The sequence below is a fragment of the Pseudomonas sp. S2_A10 genome (assembly GCF_054668465.1).
Genome location: NZ_CP162773.1, coordinates 2626161 through 2644075, shown reverse-complemented (window position 1 = coordinate 2644075; position 17915 = coordinate 2626161). Strand labels below are relative to the sequence as shown.

9 protein-coding genes are annotated in these 17915 nt (G+C 60.9%); 8 read left to right on the top strand and 1 reads right to left on the bottom strand.

Going from position 1 to position 17915, the window contains the following annotated elements:
- Positions 1-163: 163 nt before the first annotated feature.
- The 8 genes from prmA to AB4N41_RS11875 all read left to right on the top strand — a co-directional run bounded on the left by prmA (position 164) and on the right by AB4N41_RS11875 (position 10515).
- A complete protein-coding gene (gene prmA / locus AB4N41_RS11910; protein ID WP_252877361.1) occupies positions 164-1042 on the top strand; it encodes a 50S ribosomal protein L11 methyltransferase in 879 nt (292 codons plus the stop codon).
- A 30-nt stretch (positions 1043-1072) separates the two neighbouring features.
- The gene (locus AB4N41_RS11905) at positions 1073-2332 is read left to right on the top strand and encodes a DUF3426 domain-containing protein (protein WP_095180915.1); all 1260 of its coding nucleotides are present in this window, start codon (positions 1073-1075) and stop codon (positions 2330-2332) included.
- A gap of 185 nt (positions 2333-2517) precedes the next feature.
- Positions 2518-3528 carry a tRNA dihydrouridine synthase DusB gene (dusB, locus tag AB4N41_RS11900; protein WP_016771866.1) on the top strand — a complete coding sequence of 337 codons (1011 nt, stop codon included), beginning with the start codon at positions 2518-2520 and terminating at the stop codon, positions 3526-3528.
- Positions 3525-3845, top strand: coding sequence for a DNA-binding transcriptional regulator Fis (gene fis, locus AB4N41_RS11895; protein ID WP_002555375.1), 321 nt, complete (start codon positions 3525-3527; stop codon positions 3843-3845). Before dusB ends, fis begins: the two co-directional genes overlap by 4 nt.
- Positions 3846-3928: 83 nt before the next feature.
- The gene (purH, locus tag AB4N41_RS11890; protein ID WP_252877360.1) at positions 3929-5536 is read left to right on the top strand and encodes a bifunctional phosphoribosylaminoimidazolecarboxamide formyltransferase/IMP cyclohydrolase; all 1608 of its coding nucleotides are present in this window, start codon (positions 3929-3931) and stop codon (positions 5534-5536) included.
- 147 nt (positions 5537-5683) lie between these two features.
- Positions 5684-6979, top strand: a complete 1296-nt coding sequence (purD, locus tag AB4N41_RS11885; protein ID WP_041480674.1) for a phosphoribosylamine--glycine ligase — start codon at positions 5684-5686, stop codon at positions 6977-6979.
- A gap of 99 nt (positions 6980-7078) precedes the next feature.
- Positions 7079-9856 carry a hybrid sensor histidine kinase/response regulator gene (locus AB4N41_RS11880; protein ID WP_095181162.1) on the top strand — a complete coding sequence of 926 codons (2778 nt, stop codon included), beginning with the start codon at positions 7079-7081 and terminating at the stop codon, positions 9854-9856.
- Between the two features lie 62 nt (positions 9857-9918).
- On the top strand, positions 9919-10515 hold the full coding sequence (locus tag AB4N41_RS11875) for a MarC family protein (RefSeq protein WP_016771870.1): 597 nt from the start codon (positions 9919-9921) through the stop codon (positions 10513-10515).
- A gap of 78 nt (positions 10516-10593) precedes the next feature.
- Here the strand turns inward: AB4N41_RS11875 and AB4N41_RS11870 are convergent, their stop codons facing one another.
- Entirely contained in the window at positions 10594-17700 is a 7107-nt protein-coding gene (locus AB4N41_RS11870) for a TcdA/TcdB pore-forming domain-containing protein (RefSeq protein WP_460138394.1), read from the bottom strand.
- Positions 17701-17915 lie beyond the last annotated feature (215 nt).

The window sequence follows — 17915 nt, the reverse complement described above, 5'->3', positions numbered from 1 at the left end:
CGCTCACTCTATTTGCCGACAAAAGTGCTCAGGCCATACATATGTATATCGCGGCCGCGAATGTGTAACAGCCAAGCGGTGTGTCCACTTTGCCGGCGACCTGGCGTAAACTGCGCGCTTTTGCAGCTTCGGGCTGCCCCACAGATTTTCAAAGGTGCCCGCCATGCCTTGGCTGCAAGTCCGTCTCGCCATCACCCCGGAACAAGCCGAAACCTACGAGGACGCATTCCTCGAAGTCGGCGCCGTGTCGGTGACTTTCATGGACGCCGAAGACCAGCCGATCTTCGAACCGGAACTCAACACCACGCCGCTGTGGTCGCACACCCACTTGCTGGCGCTGTTCGAAGGCGGTACCAAACCGGAGCCGGTGCTGGCCCACCTGGAGCTGCTGACCGGCAGCCCGTTGCCCGAGCACCACAGCGAAGTCATCGAGGACCAGGACTGGGAACGCAGCTGGATGGACGGTTTCGAGCCGATGCGTTTCGGCCAGCGTCTGTGGATCGTGCCGAGCTGGCACGCCGCACCCGAGCCTGACGCGGTCAATCTGCTGCTGGACCCGGGCCTGGCGTTCGGCACCGGCACCCACCCGACCACCGCACTGTGCCTGGAATGGCTCGACGGTCAGGATCTGAAAGACTGCCACGTGCTCGACTTCGGCTGCGGCTCGGGGATTCTGGCGATTGCCGCCCTGCTGCTCGGCGCCAAACAAGCTGTGGGCACCGACATCGACGTACAGGCACTGGAAGCCTCGCGCGACAACGCTGGGCGCAACAATATTGCCGATGAGCTGTTCCCGCTGTACCTGCCCGAGGATCTGCCGCAAGTTCAGGCCGACGTGCTGGTCGCCAACATTCTCGCCGGCCCGCTGGTGTCGCTGGCGCCGCAACTGTCCGGTCTGGTCAAGAGCGGCGGGCGCCTGGCGCTGTCGGGCATTCTCGCCGAGCAGGGCGAAGAAGTAGCGGCAGCTTATGCGCAGGACTTCGAGCTCGACCCGATCGCCAATCGCGACGGCTGGGTGCGCATCACCGGGCGTCGGCGCTAAAATGACCGCTTGCCTGAACCGGATCGCCGCATGACCGACAGTTTCGTCACCCAATGCCCGCATTGCCAGACCAGTTTCCGCGTCAACCATGCTCAATTGAGCGTGGCGCGCGGGGTGGTTCGTTGCGGCTCCTGCCTGCAAGTGTTCAATGCCGCCAAGCAGCTGCTCGAGCAACATTCCGGCAAGGACACGGTGACGCCGCTCGCACCAGCGCTGCCTGAAGCGCCCGCGCCTGTCAGCGATTCTGCGGTCGTCGAACAGATCCCCGCACCGCGCGCCATCAGCCAGAAGCAATGGAGCGCGTCGGAACTGGATCTGGACAGCCTCGATCTGGACGAAGAACTCGCCCGCCTCGAACAGCGCGAAATCCAGCCGGCCGCCGAATTCGGCCGTACCCGCGAAGAATCCTTGAGCGCCCGACGCGACAGCCCGGAGCCGGACGAAGGCACATGGCCCGACAGCCTGTTCAGCGAGCCTGCGGATGAGCGCAGCGTAGCGCCGGATATCGAGCCGGATATCGACGGCATCGAAACCCTCGAGCCCGAGCGCACCGAACCTTCGCTGTCGCTGGAGCCGGTGGATCTGGATGACGAGCCGCCGATTCCGCAATTGCGCCTGCATGACCCGATCGACCCCAACGCCCGCCGCGAACGACTGTCGGCTAGCGACGACAACGATGACGACGATCTGCCATTGATCACTTCGCCGCGCAAAAAACGCGAACGGGCCGAGCCCGGGGTGCGCGCCGAGGTCCTGCAGGATCTGACCGACGACCCGCTGCAACTGGACTGGCAGCAGCGCCGCTCGCCCTGGGGCCGGCGCCTGCTCTGGCTGGTGCTGGTGGTGTTGGCGGCCGGCGGCCTTGCCGCCCAGTACATCGCCTATCACTTCGAGGAACTGGCGCGGCAGGATCAATACCGACCGTGGTTCCAGCAGATCTGCCCGCAGATCGGCTGCACCGTGCCGTCGAAAGTCGATATCGGCAAAATCAAGAGCAGCAATCTGGTGGTGCGCAGCCATCCCGATTTCAGCGGGGCGCTGGTGGTCGACGCGATCATTTACAACCGGGCGACGTTTTCCCAGCCGTTCCCTTTGCTCGAACTGCGCTTCGCCGACCTCAACGGTCATCTGATCGCCAGTCGTCGCTTCAAACCCGGCGAGTATCTGAGCGGCGATCTCGAAGGCCTCGCGGAAATGCCGCCGCAGACGCCGATCCACATCGCCTTGGATATTCTCGATCCGGGGCCGAAAGCGGTGAATTACAGCCTGAACTTCCACTCACCGGAGTGAACCGCTTCAGCGTTTCTCGATTGACGGCATTTTTCTGACTGGATCGCGGCCAACCAAACCGTTGGCGATAACAGAATAACTGTTCAGATTTTGTTCAATTCAGCCTTTAACCAGTCATCGAGAGCGGGTATCATGCCCACCCTTTTTCGAACTCTCATGATCCGGCCCCACTTCAGGGAAGTCCTATGTCGGCGGTACGCATCGGCCCATATACATTGCAGAACGGTTTGATTCTCGCCCCGATGGCGGGCGTCACCGACCAGCCTTTTCGTCAGCTGTGCAAGCGTCTGGGCGCAGGGCTTGTAGTCTCGGAAATGGTCACCAGTGACATGAGCCTGTGGAATACCCGCAAGTCGCGCATGCGCATGATCCACGAAGGCGATCCCGAGCCGCGCTCGGTGCAGATCGCCGGTGGCGACGCGCAGATGCTGGCCGATGCGGCACGGGCCAACGTCGAACTGGGCGCACAGATTATCGATATCAACATGGGCTGTCCGGCCAAAAAGGTCTGCAACAAGGCCGCCGGCTCCGCGTTGCTGAAAGACGAAGCACTGGTGACCGAGATCCTGCAGGCCGTAGTGGCCGCGGTTGATGTGCCGGTCACCCTGAAGATCCGCACCGGCTGGGATCGCGAAAACAAGAACGGTCTGAACGTGGCGAAGATCGCCGAACAGGCCGGGATCACAGCGCTGGCCGTGCATGGCCGCACCCGCGCCGATCTGTACACAGGGGAAGCCGAGTACGACACGATTGCCGCGATCAAGCAGGCCGTGTCGATCCCGGTGTTTGCCAACGGCGATATCGATTCGCCGGAAAAGGCCCGATACGTGCTTGATGCGACCGGTGCCGATGGCCTGCTGATAGGCCGGGCCGCTCAAGGGCGGCCATGGATTTTTCGCGAGATCGATCATTTCCTGCGTACCGGCGAGAAATTGCCGGCGCCGGAACTGAGCGAAGTGGAACGCATCCTGCTGGAGCATCTGGCTGCCCTTCACGCCTTTTATGGTGACGTGATGGGCGTGCGCATTGCCCGCAAGCATGTGGGCTGGTATCTCGCAACCTTGCCGGGCGCCAGGGAGTTTCGCGCCCGTTTCAATCGTTTGGATGGTACGGAAACACAATGCGCCGACGTTCGGGAGTTCTTCGCCGAGCGTTACAAGAGCCTGACAGGGGACGAAGAAGGGGTGGCCGCATGACGATGATGACCGAGACTTTAGTGAGTGGAACAACACCCGTGAGCGACAACGTGAATTTGAAACAGCACCTCAACACGCCGAGCGAAGAAGGCCAGACCCTTCGCGGGAGTGTCGAGAAGGCGCTGCACAATTATTTCGCCCACCTTGAGGGCGCGTCCGTCACGGATGTGTACAACCTGGTGCTGTCCGAAGTCGAGGCGCCCCTGCTCGAAAGCGTGATGAACTACGTCAAGGGCAACCAGACCAAGGCCAGTGAGCTGCTGGGACTGAACCGCGGCACGCTGCGCAAGAAACTCAAGCAGTACGATCTGCTGTAAGCATTCAATCAAACCAGAAAGGCGCCCGCGTAAAAAACGGTCGCCTTTTTTGCTGACTTCCTTTGCTTTTGATGGAAATTGAGATGACCGACCAGACTACCCGCCTGCCGATTCGCCGCGCCTTGATCAGCGTTTCCGACAAGACCGGGATCCTCGAATTCGCCAAGGAGCTCGAAGCTCTGGGCGTCGAGATCCTCTCCACCGGCGGAACGTTCAAGCTGCTGCGTGACAACGGCGTTGCCGCAGTGGAAGTCGCGGATTACACCGGTTTCGCCGAGATGATGGACGGTCGGGTGAAAACCCTGCACCCGAAAATCCACGGCGGCATCCTCGGTCGTCGCGGTACTGACGATGCGATCATGAACGAGCACGGCATCAAGCCGATCGATCTGGTAGCGGTCAACCTGTACCCGTTCGAAGCAACCATCAACAAGCCAGGCTGCGACCTGCCGACCGCCATCGAGAACATCGATATCGGCGGCCCGACCATGGTCCGTTCGGCAGCGAAAAACCACAAAGACGTGGCCATCGTGGTGAATGCCAGCGATTACGCCAACGTTCTGGAAAATCTCAAGGCCGGCGGCCTGACCTACGCTCAGCGTTTCGACCTGATGCTCAAGGCCTTCGAACACACCGCCGCCTACGACGGCATGATCGCCAACTACATGGGCACCGTGAACCAGGCCGCTGAAACCCTGAGCACTGAAGGTCGCAGCGAATTCCCGCGCACGTTCAACAGCCAGTTCATCAAGGCTCAGGAAATGCGCTACGGCGAGAACCCGCACCAGAGCGCGGCGTTCTACGTGGAAGCCAGGCCTGCCGAAGTCGGCATCGCCACCGCGACCCAGCTGCAAGGCAAAGAACTGTCGTACAACAACGTCGCCGACACCGACGCTGCGCTGGAATGCGTGAAGAGTTTCGTCAAGCCAGCCTGCGTGATCGTCAAGCACGCCAACCCGTGCGGCGTGGCGGTCAGCCCGGACGCTGAGGGCGGCATTCGTCAGGCTTACGAACTGGCCTACGCCACCGACACCGAGTCGGCGTTCGGCGGCATCATCGCCTTCAACCGTGAACTGGATGCCGAGACCGCCAAAGCGATCGTCGAGCGCCAGTTCGTTGAAGTGATCATCGCCCCATCGGTCAGCGAAGAAGCCCGCGCCATCGTCGCGGCCAAAGCCAACGTACGCCTGCTGGCCTGCGGCGAGTGGTCGGCTGAGCGCGCCGCTGCCTGGGATTACAAGCGCGTCAACGGTGGCCTGCTGGTGCAGAGCCGTGATATCGGCATGATCAGCACCGATGACCTGAAAGTGGTGACCAAGCGCGCGCCGACCGAACAGGAAATCCACGATCTGATCTTCGCTTGGAAAGTCGCCAAATACGTCAAATCCAACGCCATCGTCTACGCCAAGAACCGCCAGACCATCGGTGTCGGCGCCGGCCAGATGAGCCGCGTCAACTCGGCACGCATCGCCGCGATCAAGGCTGAGCACGCCGGTTTGCAGGTGGCCGGTTCGGTCATGGCGTCCGATGCATTCTTCCCGTTCCGCGACGGTCTGGACAACGCGGCCAAGGTCGGCATCACTGCGGTGATCCAGCCGGGCGGCTCGATGCGTGATGCTGAAGTGATTGCCGCTGCCGACGAAGCCGGCATCGCGATGGTATTCACCGGCATGCGCCACTTCCGTCACTGATACACCGATTCAAATGTGGGAGCGAGCCTGCTCGCGAATGCAATCTGCCAGCGACGTTGACGTTGACTGACACACCGCTTTCGCGAGCAGGCTCGCTCCCACATAAAGCGCTCCAGCAGCGCCTGACAGATTTTTGAGGTTTTTGAAATGAATGTTTTGATCATTGGCAGCGGTGGCCGTGAACACGCTCTGGCCTGGAAAGTGGCTCAGGATCCGCGTGTGCAGAAGGTTTTCGTTGCACCGGGCAACGCTGGCACCGCCATTGAAGCCAAATGTGAAAACGTCGCCATCGACGTGTTGGCGCTGGAGCAACTGGCCGATTTCGCGGAAAAGAACGTTTCCCTGACCATCGTCGGCCCGGAAGTGCCGCTGGTGGCTGGCGTGGTCGATCTGTTCCGCTCCCGTGGCCTGGACTGCTTCGGTCCGACTGCCGGTGCTGCGCAACTGGAAGGTTCGAAAGCCTTCACCAAGGATTTCCTCGCCCGCCACAAGATTCCGACCGCCGATTACCAGAACTTCACCGAGATCGAGCCGGCCCTGGCTTATCTGCGTGAGAAAGGCGCGCCGATCGTGATCAAGGCCGATGGCCTGGCTGCCGGCAAAGGCGTGATCGTCGCCATGACCCTGGCCGAAGCCGAAGACGCCGTGCGTGACATGCTCGCTGGCAACTCGTTTGGCGACGCCGGTTCACGCGTGGTGATCGAAGAATTCCTCGACGGCGAAGAAGCTTCGTTCATCGTCATGGTCGACGGCAAGAACGTGCTGCCGATGGCCACCAGCCAGGATCACAAACGCGTCGGCGACGGCGACAGCGGCCCGAACACCGGCGGCATGGGTGCCTACTCCCCTGCCCCGGTGGTTACCGCCGACGTACATCAGCGCGTGATGGATCAGGTGATCTGGCCGACCGTGCGCGGCATGGCCGAGGAAGGCAACGTCTACACTGGCTTCCTTTATGCCGGTCTGATGATCGACAAGGCCGGTAACCCGAAAGTCATCGAGTTCAACTGCCGCTTCGGCGATCCGGAAACCCAACCGGTGATGCTGCGTCTGCAATCGAGCCTGGTGCTGCTGGTTGAAGCCGCATTGGCGCAGGCACTGGACAAAATTGAAGCACAGTGGGATCCGCGTCCGAGCGTTGGCATCGTTCTGGCTGCTGGGGGCTACCCGGGCGACTACGCCAAAGGCGCAGCGATCAACGGTCTGGACGCAGCGTCAGGTCTGGAAGGCAAAGTCTTCCACGCCGGCACCGCGTTGAAGGACGGTCAGGTCGTTACTGCCGGTGGTCGTGTACTGTGTGCCACTGCCATGGGCGCCACCGTGGGTGAAGCTCAGCAGCAGGCCTACAAACTGGCCGCTGCCATCGACTGGGAAGGCTGCTTCTACCGCAAGGACATCGGCTACCGCGCCATTGCCCGTGAACGCGGCGAAACCCAGGAGTAAGCGATCCATCAGGCCCGGCGCGGGATGCCATTCCTCGCCGGGCTGTTCGGTCGTCGCGCATCGTTATATTCTGGCATCAACCTACGAAGGGATTTCGCCGTGCGCTGGCTCAGGATTGCCATAAGCTTCACCGTCACGCTGATGACCTTGCTCTGCATGCTCCCGGCCCAGGCCGCGCAAGGCAGTGGCTGGTCGGTATTGCTTGACGATCAGGGCATCCTGCAACTGAGCGACATCCGCTCCGCTCGCTACACCAATCAATTCAGCCCCATCGAGCTTGACCGTCTGACCGCGGCCGAACCCGAGGGCGCCCTGTGGCTGCGCTTCAAACTGGCGCCGGGCAAGCACGAACAAGTGCTGCGCATCTTTGCCCCCGACCTGTCCCAACTCAATCTCTACGTGCTCGACGGCGACCGGCTGATCGAGCAACGCAATACCGGCAACGAACGGCCGCAGGCCGAACATCCTTTGCCAAGCAGCGATTTCATGCTGCCGCTGCCCCAGGCCGACAAGCCGCTGGACGTCTACGTACGCATGGTCTCCGGCCATCAGCTGCGCCCGCACATCACCCTGCAAGCGGCAATCGAGGGCGCAGCCGATCAGAAGCAGACGCTGATTTTCGGCCTGCTGTTCGGCTGCCTCGCCATGCTCCTGCTGCACAACCTGGTGCGCTACGCCTACTCGCGCTCGCGCAGCAGTCTGTGGCTGGCGATCTGTGAGGGCCTGCTCGGGCTGAGTCTGTTCCTGTTGCTCAATCTCGCCGGTCCGTGGTTGCCGAACTGGCAAGCCATTCAGACGCCGGGCGCTTATCTGGCATTGCTGCTGACGGCTCCAGCCGGATTGATGTACGCCCTGCGCTTCTTTGCACCACTGGGCCAGCATCCGCTGAACAAACTGCTGTGGGGCGACATTCTGTTGATCGTCACGTGCAGCCTGTTGCTGCTGTTCGTCAACACCTTGCCGCTGAACATCATCACCTACGCATTGGTCGCATTGGCCGGTCTGAGCATGTTGCTGGTGGGTTTCTATCACTGGCAGAAGGGCTATCGCCCGGCGCGTCTGTTCGTCGCCGCCATGATCGTGTTCAACATCGGCACCCTGGTTATCCTGCCGGCGCTACTGGGGCTGACCCTGGTCACGCCGCAAGGCCTGATCATGACGCTGATGGTGTTCATCTGCATCAGCGGTCTGCTGATGAGCGTCGCCTTGGGCGAGCGACAGCGCAGCATCACTGAAAGTCGTTTCAGCATCAGCCGCGACCTGGCGGCAAGCAACGCCGAAATCAACGCCAAAGCCGAATTCCTCGCCAAGATCAGCCACGAAATCCGCACACCGATGAACGGCGTACTGGGCATGACCGAGCTGCTGCTGGGCACGCCGCTGTCGGTCAAGCAACGCGATTACGTGCAAACCATCCACAGCGCCGGCAACGAACTGCTGACGCTGATCAACGAGATCCTCGACATCTCCAAGCTCGAATCCGGGCAGATCGAACTCGATGACGTGCAGTTCGACCTCAACGCCCTGATCGATGATTGCCTGAGCATCTACCGGGCCAAGGCCGAGCAACAGAACGTCGAGCTGATCAGCTTCATCCAGCCGCAAGTGCCACGGGTAATCAGCGGCGATCCGACGCGCCTGCGCCAGACCTTGCTGAGCCTGCTGGAAAATGCCCTGAAGAAAACCGAAGAAGGCGAAGTGCTGATCGTCGTTGCACTGGATGAGCGCAGCAGCAAGCCGCGCCTGCGCATTGCCGTGCAGGACAGCGGCGTGCCGATGGAGCCGGAAGAGCGCGAAGCACTGTTGCACGCCGAATTGCACAGCAAGCACTTCCTCTCGGCCAATCGCCTGGGCGGCAATCTCGGCCTGGTGATTGCGCGCCAACTGATCCGTCTGATGCAAGGCGAGTTCGGCATCAAGAGCGGCGCCACCCAGGGCAGCACTTTGTGGCTGACCTTGCCACTGGACCCGGATCGCCTCGAACATCCGACCTCCGACCTCGACAGCCCGCTGCAAGGCGCGCGGGTATTGGTGGTCGACGACAACGACACTTGCCGCAAAGTGCTGGTGCAGCAGTGCAGCGCCTGGGGCCTGAATGTCAGCGCCGTGCCGTCGGGCAAGGAAGCGCTGGCGCTGCTGCGCACCAAGGCGCATCTGCGCGATTACTTCGACGTGGTCCTGCTCGACCAGAACATGCCCGGCATGACCGGCATGCAACTGGCAGCGAAGATCAAGGAAGACCCGAGCCTGAACCACGACATTCTGCTGATCATGCTCACCGGCATCAGCAACGCGCCGAGCAAGATCATTGCGCGCAATTCGGGGATCAAACGAATACTGGCCAAACCGGTGGCCGGCTATACGCTCAAGACCACGCTGGCTGACGAGCTCAATCAACGCAACAAGGGCCAGGTCGCGTTCCAGCCGCAGGTCGTTACGGCGGCCACAGCGGCCAAAGTGCCCAGCGACTTCCGCATCCTCGTCGCCGAAGACAACACCATCTCGACCAAAGTGATCCGTGGCATGCTCGGCAAGCTCAACCTGCAACCGGACACCGCGAGCAATGGCGAAGAAGCGCTGCAAGCGATGAAGGCCCAGCGTTACGACCTGGTGCTGATGGATTGTGAAATGCCGATCCTTGATGGCTTCTCCGCCACTCAGCAACTGCGCGCCTGGGAAGTCAGCAATCAGCGCATCCGCACACCGGTTGTAGCCCTCACCGCGCACATTCTTGCCGAACACAAGGAGCGCGCCCGGCAGGCCGGCATGGACGGGCACATGTCCAAACCGGTCGAGCTCTCCCAGTTGCGCGAGTTGATCGAACACTGGGTTGCCCAGCGCGATCAGCAGAACCGGGCCACGACCCAGCCGTCGTAAACCGACAGAATCTGCGGTGCCTGATAGACTCCCCCCGACTCCATCGCCAGTGAGCTTGCATCATGCTCCATGTGTTGTTCAGCGTTTATCTGAAGATGCTGGTGCTCTACAGCCCGTTCTTCGTGTTGTCGTGCTTTATCAGCCTGACCCGTGGCTATTCGCGCAAGGAACAGCGGCGTCTGGCGTGGAAGGTCGCCCTCGCCACACTGATTTCCAGTGTGCTGCTCTATTTGTTCGGACGGGTGATTTTCGATGTCTTCGGCATCACCGTGGACGCCTTCCGCATCGGTGCCGGCAGCGTGTTGTTTATTTCCGCGCTGGGCATGGCTCAGGGCAAACCGGCGGTGCAGGCCGATAACGTGCAGCAGGATGTGACCATCGTGCCGCTGACCATCCCGCTGACGGTCGGCCCCGGCACCATCGGCGCCTTGCTGGTAATGGGCGTCAGCCAGCCACACTGGGACGACAAGCTCACTGCAATCATGAGTATTGCGCTCGCCAGTTTTACTGTCGGAGTGGTGCTGTATCTGTCCAATCGCATCGAGCGGATTCTCGGCGATCAGGGCTTGCAGATTGTCAGCCGCTTGATGGGATTGTTTGTTTGCGCACTGGCCGCGCAGATCATTTTTACCGGCGTGAAAGGTTATCTGGTGCCTTGAGTATTGTTGCCGCGCAACCGCCACAACGAAACGCCGCGTACGGTCACCGTTCGCGGCGTTTTGCTATGCGGAGCGACCTCAGCGCAGCGCTGCGATCACCGCTGTCAGGCTGACCGTTGCTTCTGCGCCGCGCACAGTGGCAAACGCTTCCAGCCCTTGAGCCAGCGTGAACGTGTGTGGCCGCCCGGCAATGGGCAGCATCAGTAGCAGTGGGCGTTGTCCGTCGAAATTACGCAAGATCAGACTGTGCCCGGAGTCCGGATCGGTCAGTACCACATCGTCATCGACCCGTGACATCCACCAATGCCCGCACTCGTCCAGATCCAGATCCAGCAGGCAAGGTTCCGCCGTTTCAGCATCCGAAGCCTGTCGTCCATCGACCACGATGCAGTCCAGGCGCTGGAAGGAAACTTGCGCCAGCCGATAACCCGAGGTCTGCGCACCGAAAGTCAGCAGCAGCCTGGCAACGCCATCGGGCAACAATGTTTCGATCTCTGTGATGTCATCACCTACCTCAAGCACCATGACCTCGGCGTCGCGATGGGCAAAACTGTCGGGCAGCCAGACGCCGTCGTTCGGGCCGGCGCTGAAAATCAGTTGGTCGAGCGGGTCGAACAGCATCGGCTGCTTCGACCCGCGCGTACCGAGGAATGCCGACCACTGTCCGTCACTGCGCCCGGACAGATCAAACAGCCGGTCAAGTTGCGGCAGGTAATACAGGTAGCGTCCGGTTGCACTTGCCACTTGTATGACAGGCGCGTGGGCATGCCCGTGCAACAATGCTCGCAGGCGTGCACGTAACTGTTGATCGCTCTGCCCCGGCACATGAGACCAGCGATTTTCCACGCCGACGATCATTGCCGGCTGGTTATCCAGCAATTGCAGATGCACCCCGTCGAGGGTCTGCGCCTCCAGCCCTTCACCCTGGCGCCGCACCTCAGCAAAAGTCCATGACGTCCAGACCTTTTCAGGCCTGTCGAGCACCTCCGGTTTCAGCAAACGATGGTCAGCGGCAAACACTCCCCGCAGTGCTTCGATCGCCATCAGCGGCTGGCGGTAAAGTTGTCCGGTGCTGACCTCAAGCAACCAGACAGCGCTTTGATCCGGGGTCAGACCGAGCAGCGCCAGCTCCTTGCCCTGACCGATATCGGCCACAGCGACTTTGCCATCGACACACCATGCCGTTAGGAAAGCCTGACCTGCCCCATCACGTAAACCGAAGACCGGGAACGGCAGCAACGGCGCTTTCGTGGCCAGCGAATGCAATGCGCTCAACCAATCGGGATGTCGCTGCAGCCAACGCTGCCCGACACCAGCGAACCGGAGAATCGAAGGCTTATCGGCCTGATCAAGCCACGCCTCATCGCTTCTGTGCGCAAGGGAAGGTACCCCGTACTGAAACACAATCACCTCGTCGATCGCTGCCGCTGCCGGCACGTCGACGATATCGACCTCGAACAGACGGCCGTCGTCCTTGGTGGCGATGAAACGCTGATTGATCTGAGTGACCTCCACCACATCGCGCTCGATCACCACATTCTGCCAATGACCGACACGGGGTTCGATGCCGCGGCTGATCGTCCGCTCCTGCTGGCTATAGAACAGCACCGCGTTGTTTTCAGGGCTGGACGGCATCAGCATCAACAAGTCTTCGGGCCAGGACAGGTCTTGCCTGGCCTCAATGCACTTGCCCGTCGTCTTGTTCAGCCAAGCCCTGTCGCGCAACTGCGACCCGGCATAGCCCTCGACAACAATGAACGGAGCACAAGACCAATCACTGCTGCTGGCGGCCATGTCTGACGAGACGCTCATGTCCGGGGCATCGGTTTGTCGAAGCGCTTCACGCGGCTCGAACCGATAGTCCTCGGCGGCAAAAGCGATCTGGCAAGCGGTCAGTTCTACATGCTGCCCGCTGATCCGGTACTCGACCGTGGTGGTGCCATGCAACGCTTCTGCCGTCAGCTTCTGCGCAATCCGCAGCGCTCCATCGGCTTGTTGTCGGCAGCCGATGATGGTCGAACCTGTACGTGGATTTTTCAGACGGTAGCGATGCTGGACAGTGCCGGTCAGCACATCGACCCGCCATACGGATGGATGATCGGAATGGTAGAACCACGCATGGCGGGCGTTGACGCCTGCCAGAACCACACCCTCGTTCACCTCCAGCGGCAGGTTACGCGCGAACAGCACCCGATCCCGCGCAGTGTCGTAATAGCCGGTAGTCACCACTGGCCGGTTCGGCGAATCGAACGGCACTCTGAAGTTACGCAACGGCAAATAGGCTGCGGTCAGTTGCCCGCTTGCGACCTGAGCGCGCAAATAACGCTGCACCGGCGCAGGGATGCCGCTGGCGGTCATGTTGGCGCTACGCAGTTGAGTCGCAGCGTTGTTTTCGTAGTCGAGGACAACGGCGATCAGATGCAGGCTGCGGCCCGTCCAGTCGATCCGGAACAGCCCCTCGGCCAGCTCGATGACGCCGTCAAAACGATTCAACACGAGGCCATCGACCAGCATGTCAGGTGCGCTGTCGATGCTGTCCCGTGGTTTTGCACGAAAGCTGACCTGTTCGACCCGGGCCCAGGACGCTTGCACCGTCCAGGTCACCCGTTCCCAGCCCTGTGCTTGTTCGAAATTCACCGCCAGCAGGCCTGGCACCAACCGAATCCGGAATTGCCCCTGCGGTGCGGTGATCCGGTAGGCAATCTTCTCGCGCCACTCTGGCGGCAGGTCCGGAACCAACAGCTGACTGACCTCTGCGCTCAACTGCAGCTTGATCGTCGTGGCCATGAATACCGGATGCAGCTTGTAGAGTATGTGCGGCGCTAATGGCGTACTGAACAGGTAAAACACCCGGTTACCGAGCGCGTCATATTCCAGCTGATGTGCCAGGCGGTCGTGCAACCGCGGGTAGCGGGTTGTTGAAAAGGGCACGGTCCCGGCGCTGCCGAGTTGATATTCATAGCCGTAGTAACAGATTGGCGAACAAGGCAGCACCACCATCCAGGGCAAAGTACCCCAGACGCTGCCGACAGCAGGCCGTTGAAAGGCTCTGGGGATGTTGATCGCAGCATGCCGCCTGGCCGGATCATCGTCGTATTGCGGCAATTCCAGTGCACTGCACTTCCAGGGGTAAAACTTCTGCCCTTCGAACGCCACCCTTCTGCTGTGCAGATCCACCTCGGTAATCACTGCCAGTGCGGGGAACTGCAAGACCGCACCAACGCTTTCGTAAGACTGCTGATAAGCGTCGTGAATCTGCGAGAGGTGCTCGCCGATGGCCGCAGCCTTGTCCATGATCTGCCCGAGATTGCTGGCAATCGCGGTCACCCCGATACCGACGCCCAGTAGCGGCACGGACAGCGCTGCGGCGAACGCGCCCACCGTTCCGCCCGCCGCCAGGGCGACAATATCCAGACCCAGCGCCGCTGTGTTGAACGCCAGGGACGTGGAAAACCGCGCCCGCTGCTCATGATTCTCTGCCTGCGTCAGGTTGTAGATGTCGAAACCGATATTGGCCACGGAAAATGCCACCCCGACACCCGTGGCGGCCTGCCCGGCCAGACGTGCGGAGAACGAGGCCTGCTGCAACGCCCGCTCCGCCACCGCTAAATGGCGCACCAACTGGATGACCTGCACTGCATCGCTGGCCACACCAAAGCCCAACTGTGCATAACTGACGTACACCTGAAGTTGCAGGGCGACGGTCAGTGTCGGCGCTGTATCGCCAGCGCGGTACTCGCGCTGGCGCATTTCACTGATCAGCGTCTGGATCGCAAAGGCGAAACTGAGTCGGCTGCCACCGTCGTGATCAGGCGTGTGCCCGGGCCTGGCCGCACCGCCCTGCACGAGTCGTTCGACGTATTGCCTGATTCTCTGAAAGCGCGAATCCCGGGTGCTGACCGTCCGGGCATTTTGCGCATTGCGCAGATCCATCAGCGTAATGCTGTGGCCGCCGTCGGCGTTTTTGCTGTGGGTATCGAGCAACGGCACGTAATCACGCGCCAGGTTGTGCTCACGGCGCAAACGCTCGGTCGCCTGCTCGAACTCGCTGGTCCAGTAGCGCGCATCCAGTTGCGCCAGGCTGGTGCCCAGCCGAGCGTTTTCCCCAAGAGATCGGGTACGGGCCAGCGCTTGCTTGTGCCAGATCGAGGCTCCCTGCGGATCGGCCAGCGCAACGTTGTGCAGAAAACTGTCCACGCGCAGATCCGATGACAGCCTGCGTTCGGCGATCGCCGCAGTGTCCAGCTCAGTGACGGTGAACTGCGCCGTGGCCATCTCACCCAGACCATAAAGCTTCGCCAGCGCGTTATCGTCCGCGCTCAGATAACGCTCTACGCCACGCTGCAGTTGCGCGCCATCGGCAAATCCGTAGAGGGCGAAGTTGGGATCGTAGAAGCGATAGGCCGCGTGCTCACCGGTTCGCACTTTCGCCAGCAGCAGGGCGTGGTCGCCAGTGTCGAGCAGCAGCACCGCAGGCGCCGCACTGGCGTCCAGCGCGGCGATGATGCTGTCCATGCGTTGCACGCCGCGAACGCTGCCGACCTCGCCGGTGGGCAAGGCGCGCAGTTCGTCCAGCGCACTGCGCAACGCCCGCGAGCCAAGTTCGTCCGGACTCGCGCTGGCGCTGGCGACATGCCCGACCAACGCCCGTTCCGCCGGCTCGCCGGCTGCCACTGCGGCGCCCATCAGCAGCGCCAGCGGATAACAGCGGCGCCCCGGGTCGCCCGCGTTGTGCTGCAACAGATCCTGCGGCAACTGCTTGACCGACACCGCGCCGGCCTTGAAAAAGATGTCACGCACTTGTCCGCTGCGCTGCAGGATCTGCGTGCGAAACTCCCGCTGCGCGCTGTGCTTGATCTGGCCGATACGTTCGCCCCACTGGCGCAGCGTCAGCGGCTCGGACATGGCTTGAACCTTGAGCTCGCGGGTCGTCGATGTGGCCGTCGGCAGGTCGCGTCCCAGCCCGTTCTCGAACGCCGCCGAGCGGCGCTGGCGCACGGCTTTTTCAATCGCATCGTAGCGCGCGAAAGTGCCGTCACGGTCGGTGGCGATGGCCAGGTCGCGCACCTGTTGCCAGGTATCGGCGAACCCGACATCGTCCACGCTCGTTGCGCCGAAAATCCCCCCGAGCACGACTCGCATCGCGGGGCTCAGTTGTTCCAGCGGCAGCGTACCGTGGGCGATCCGGCTGAACAGTTCGTTGAGATGGCTGACCGATTCCGCACCATGGGAGGTCGGCACAACCACAGGGCCTTGCGCCAGCACTTGCTGACGGGCGTCGAAGTCGATGACCACGGCTTGAGCGAAATTGACCTCCCCGCTCAACTTGTCTCGCATCGCTCGAATGAACGGCTCGCCCAGATCATCCATCAAGCGTTGCAGCACTGAGGTCAACAGCACCGGTTTGCCCTCGACAACGGGCCAGCCGCGCTCGAAGGTCAGGCTTCGATCGCTGAGCAGGTTGGACAAGCGTCCGGCATAACGAGACTTGAGCTTTCCCTCGGCCCACCGGGCGTGTTCCTTCTCCAGCCAGTCTTTTTCCGTGCCCCTGACGATCCAGCCGGAAATGGTTTCCTCTTCGGTATTGACGTTGTAGCCCTCGCGCAGACGCTGTTGCGCCAGCACCTGACGAGTGAAAAACGGATCGCAATTGGCTTCGATATATTCATGTAATCCGGCGAGTGCCGCGCCCGGGCCGGTGAGCGTTACCGTACCCGCCGCGTCATTGCGGATACCGTCCCGATAATAGGTGACAACCGCTTTAAGCAATTGGTAGGCATAAGCTTCATTCCAGCTGGTGAAGTTCGACCTGACCAACATCTCTTCAATGACTGTCGCCGCGACCGTGGTCAGGGTCTCACCGTCGGCCCATCCAGTTGCCGAGTTGGCCATGCGCTTTTCAACTTCAGCGAGCACGTCGTAATTAAGCCGAATGACTTGCATGATCGACATCGTCATGCCGCTGCCCGGCTGGGCGATGAAATGAGCGTTCATTTCTTCATTGATTTGCAGCCCCATGCGAAAGCCGTTCTCCGCAGCCTCCACGACTTTTGGCGCTATGAACAGTTCAAGGACGTCGGGTTTGCTGCGAGCAAAATCCTCGAGAAGTTGTTTATGTTGCTCTGGAAGACTGTCGGTCCTGTCAGGGTAATGCTGCGGATCGCGCCCCGGCATCAACTGCGGATTGTTGTTCAACAGAAGTTGCAGGACTGCGATTTTCTGCGTCTGGCTGTAATCGCTGATATCGACACCGCCCAACTTGTCGAGCAGCGGCGGCAGATAATCCATGTCGGTATAACGCCCGCCTTCACGAAATTCCGCCTGCAAGCGCACCACATCGCTCGCTGCAGCGAAGTTGCCGCGCATCGACACTTCGCGGTGGTAGACGTCCGCCAACAAGTCATCGGCAAAGGCGTGAGTGACATCGCGTAATTGCAGATCCGGCCCCACCATCGCCAGATGGCTGTCGAGGCAGCGCTGACGAAAAGCCTGCAGCGACGCGCGGTCCTTGCCATAAGCACGCACCATCAGATCGATGCGTGCTTCATCGGTCCGCCCCTTCCACCTCGGCTGGCTGAGGTAGTCGAACATCTGCTGTTTCAACACCCGTGCACGCTCTTCAATCATCGTCGCCAATTGCGCGGCATGGTTGAGCTGGTCGCCACCGGTCGTCATGACATCAGCCCTGGCACTGTCGAGGATGACCCGGTTCATCTCGAAAGCCAGCAACGCATCGCTGTCGTACCAAAGGTTGAAGCGGTAACCCTCCGCCGCCATCACCTGGCGCCAGATATTCATGTAATCGCGCTGATTGACCCCGACTTCGCTGCCGCCAACCCAGACGAAATGGATGACTTTCGGCACCGGCCGGGTCGGCCCCGACAACATTTGCACGGTCGTCGAAAGCCGTGACAGATAACGTTGCAGCCCTCGCGCAATGTCATCGACAACCACCGGAACAGGGTTTTTTTTGCGTTTCAACAGCACTGCAAGTTGCTCTTGAAACAGGCTCGCCAGGGTCAACAACGACACCGGGTCGGTCGTTTGACCGGCTTGCTGGTAATAGTCGTTCAGCGCTTGATATTGGGGGGTGGCAGAAAGCTCCCGCAATGCTTTTGAGAGTACGGAATACTCTTGCGCAGAAATGAATGCTCGCCCGAACGAGTAATCGTTTTTTAAAGCCATCACACACTCCTTGTTTACTTAATGGCCCATTGACGCGCGCACTTTCGCGCCGCTGCAGAGCGGTAAATTGACTTGAACGACACTCGACAAGTGCTATGAACACAGCACCCTAGTGGGCGAATACGCGCCACACAAACAACAAGGAATACAAAGCTTGTCCCCGGCAATATCTGATAACACCGAAGCACTATGCTGTAACGGCTGCGAAATAATTA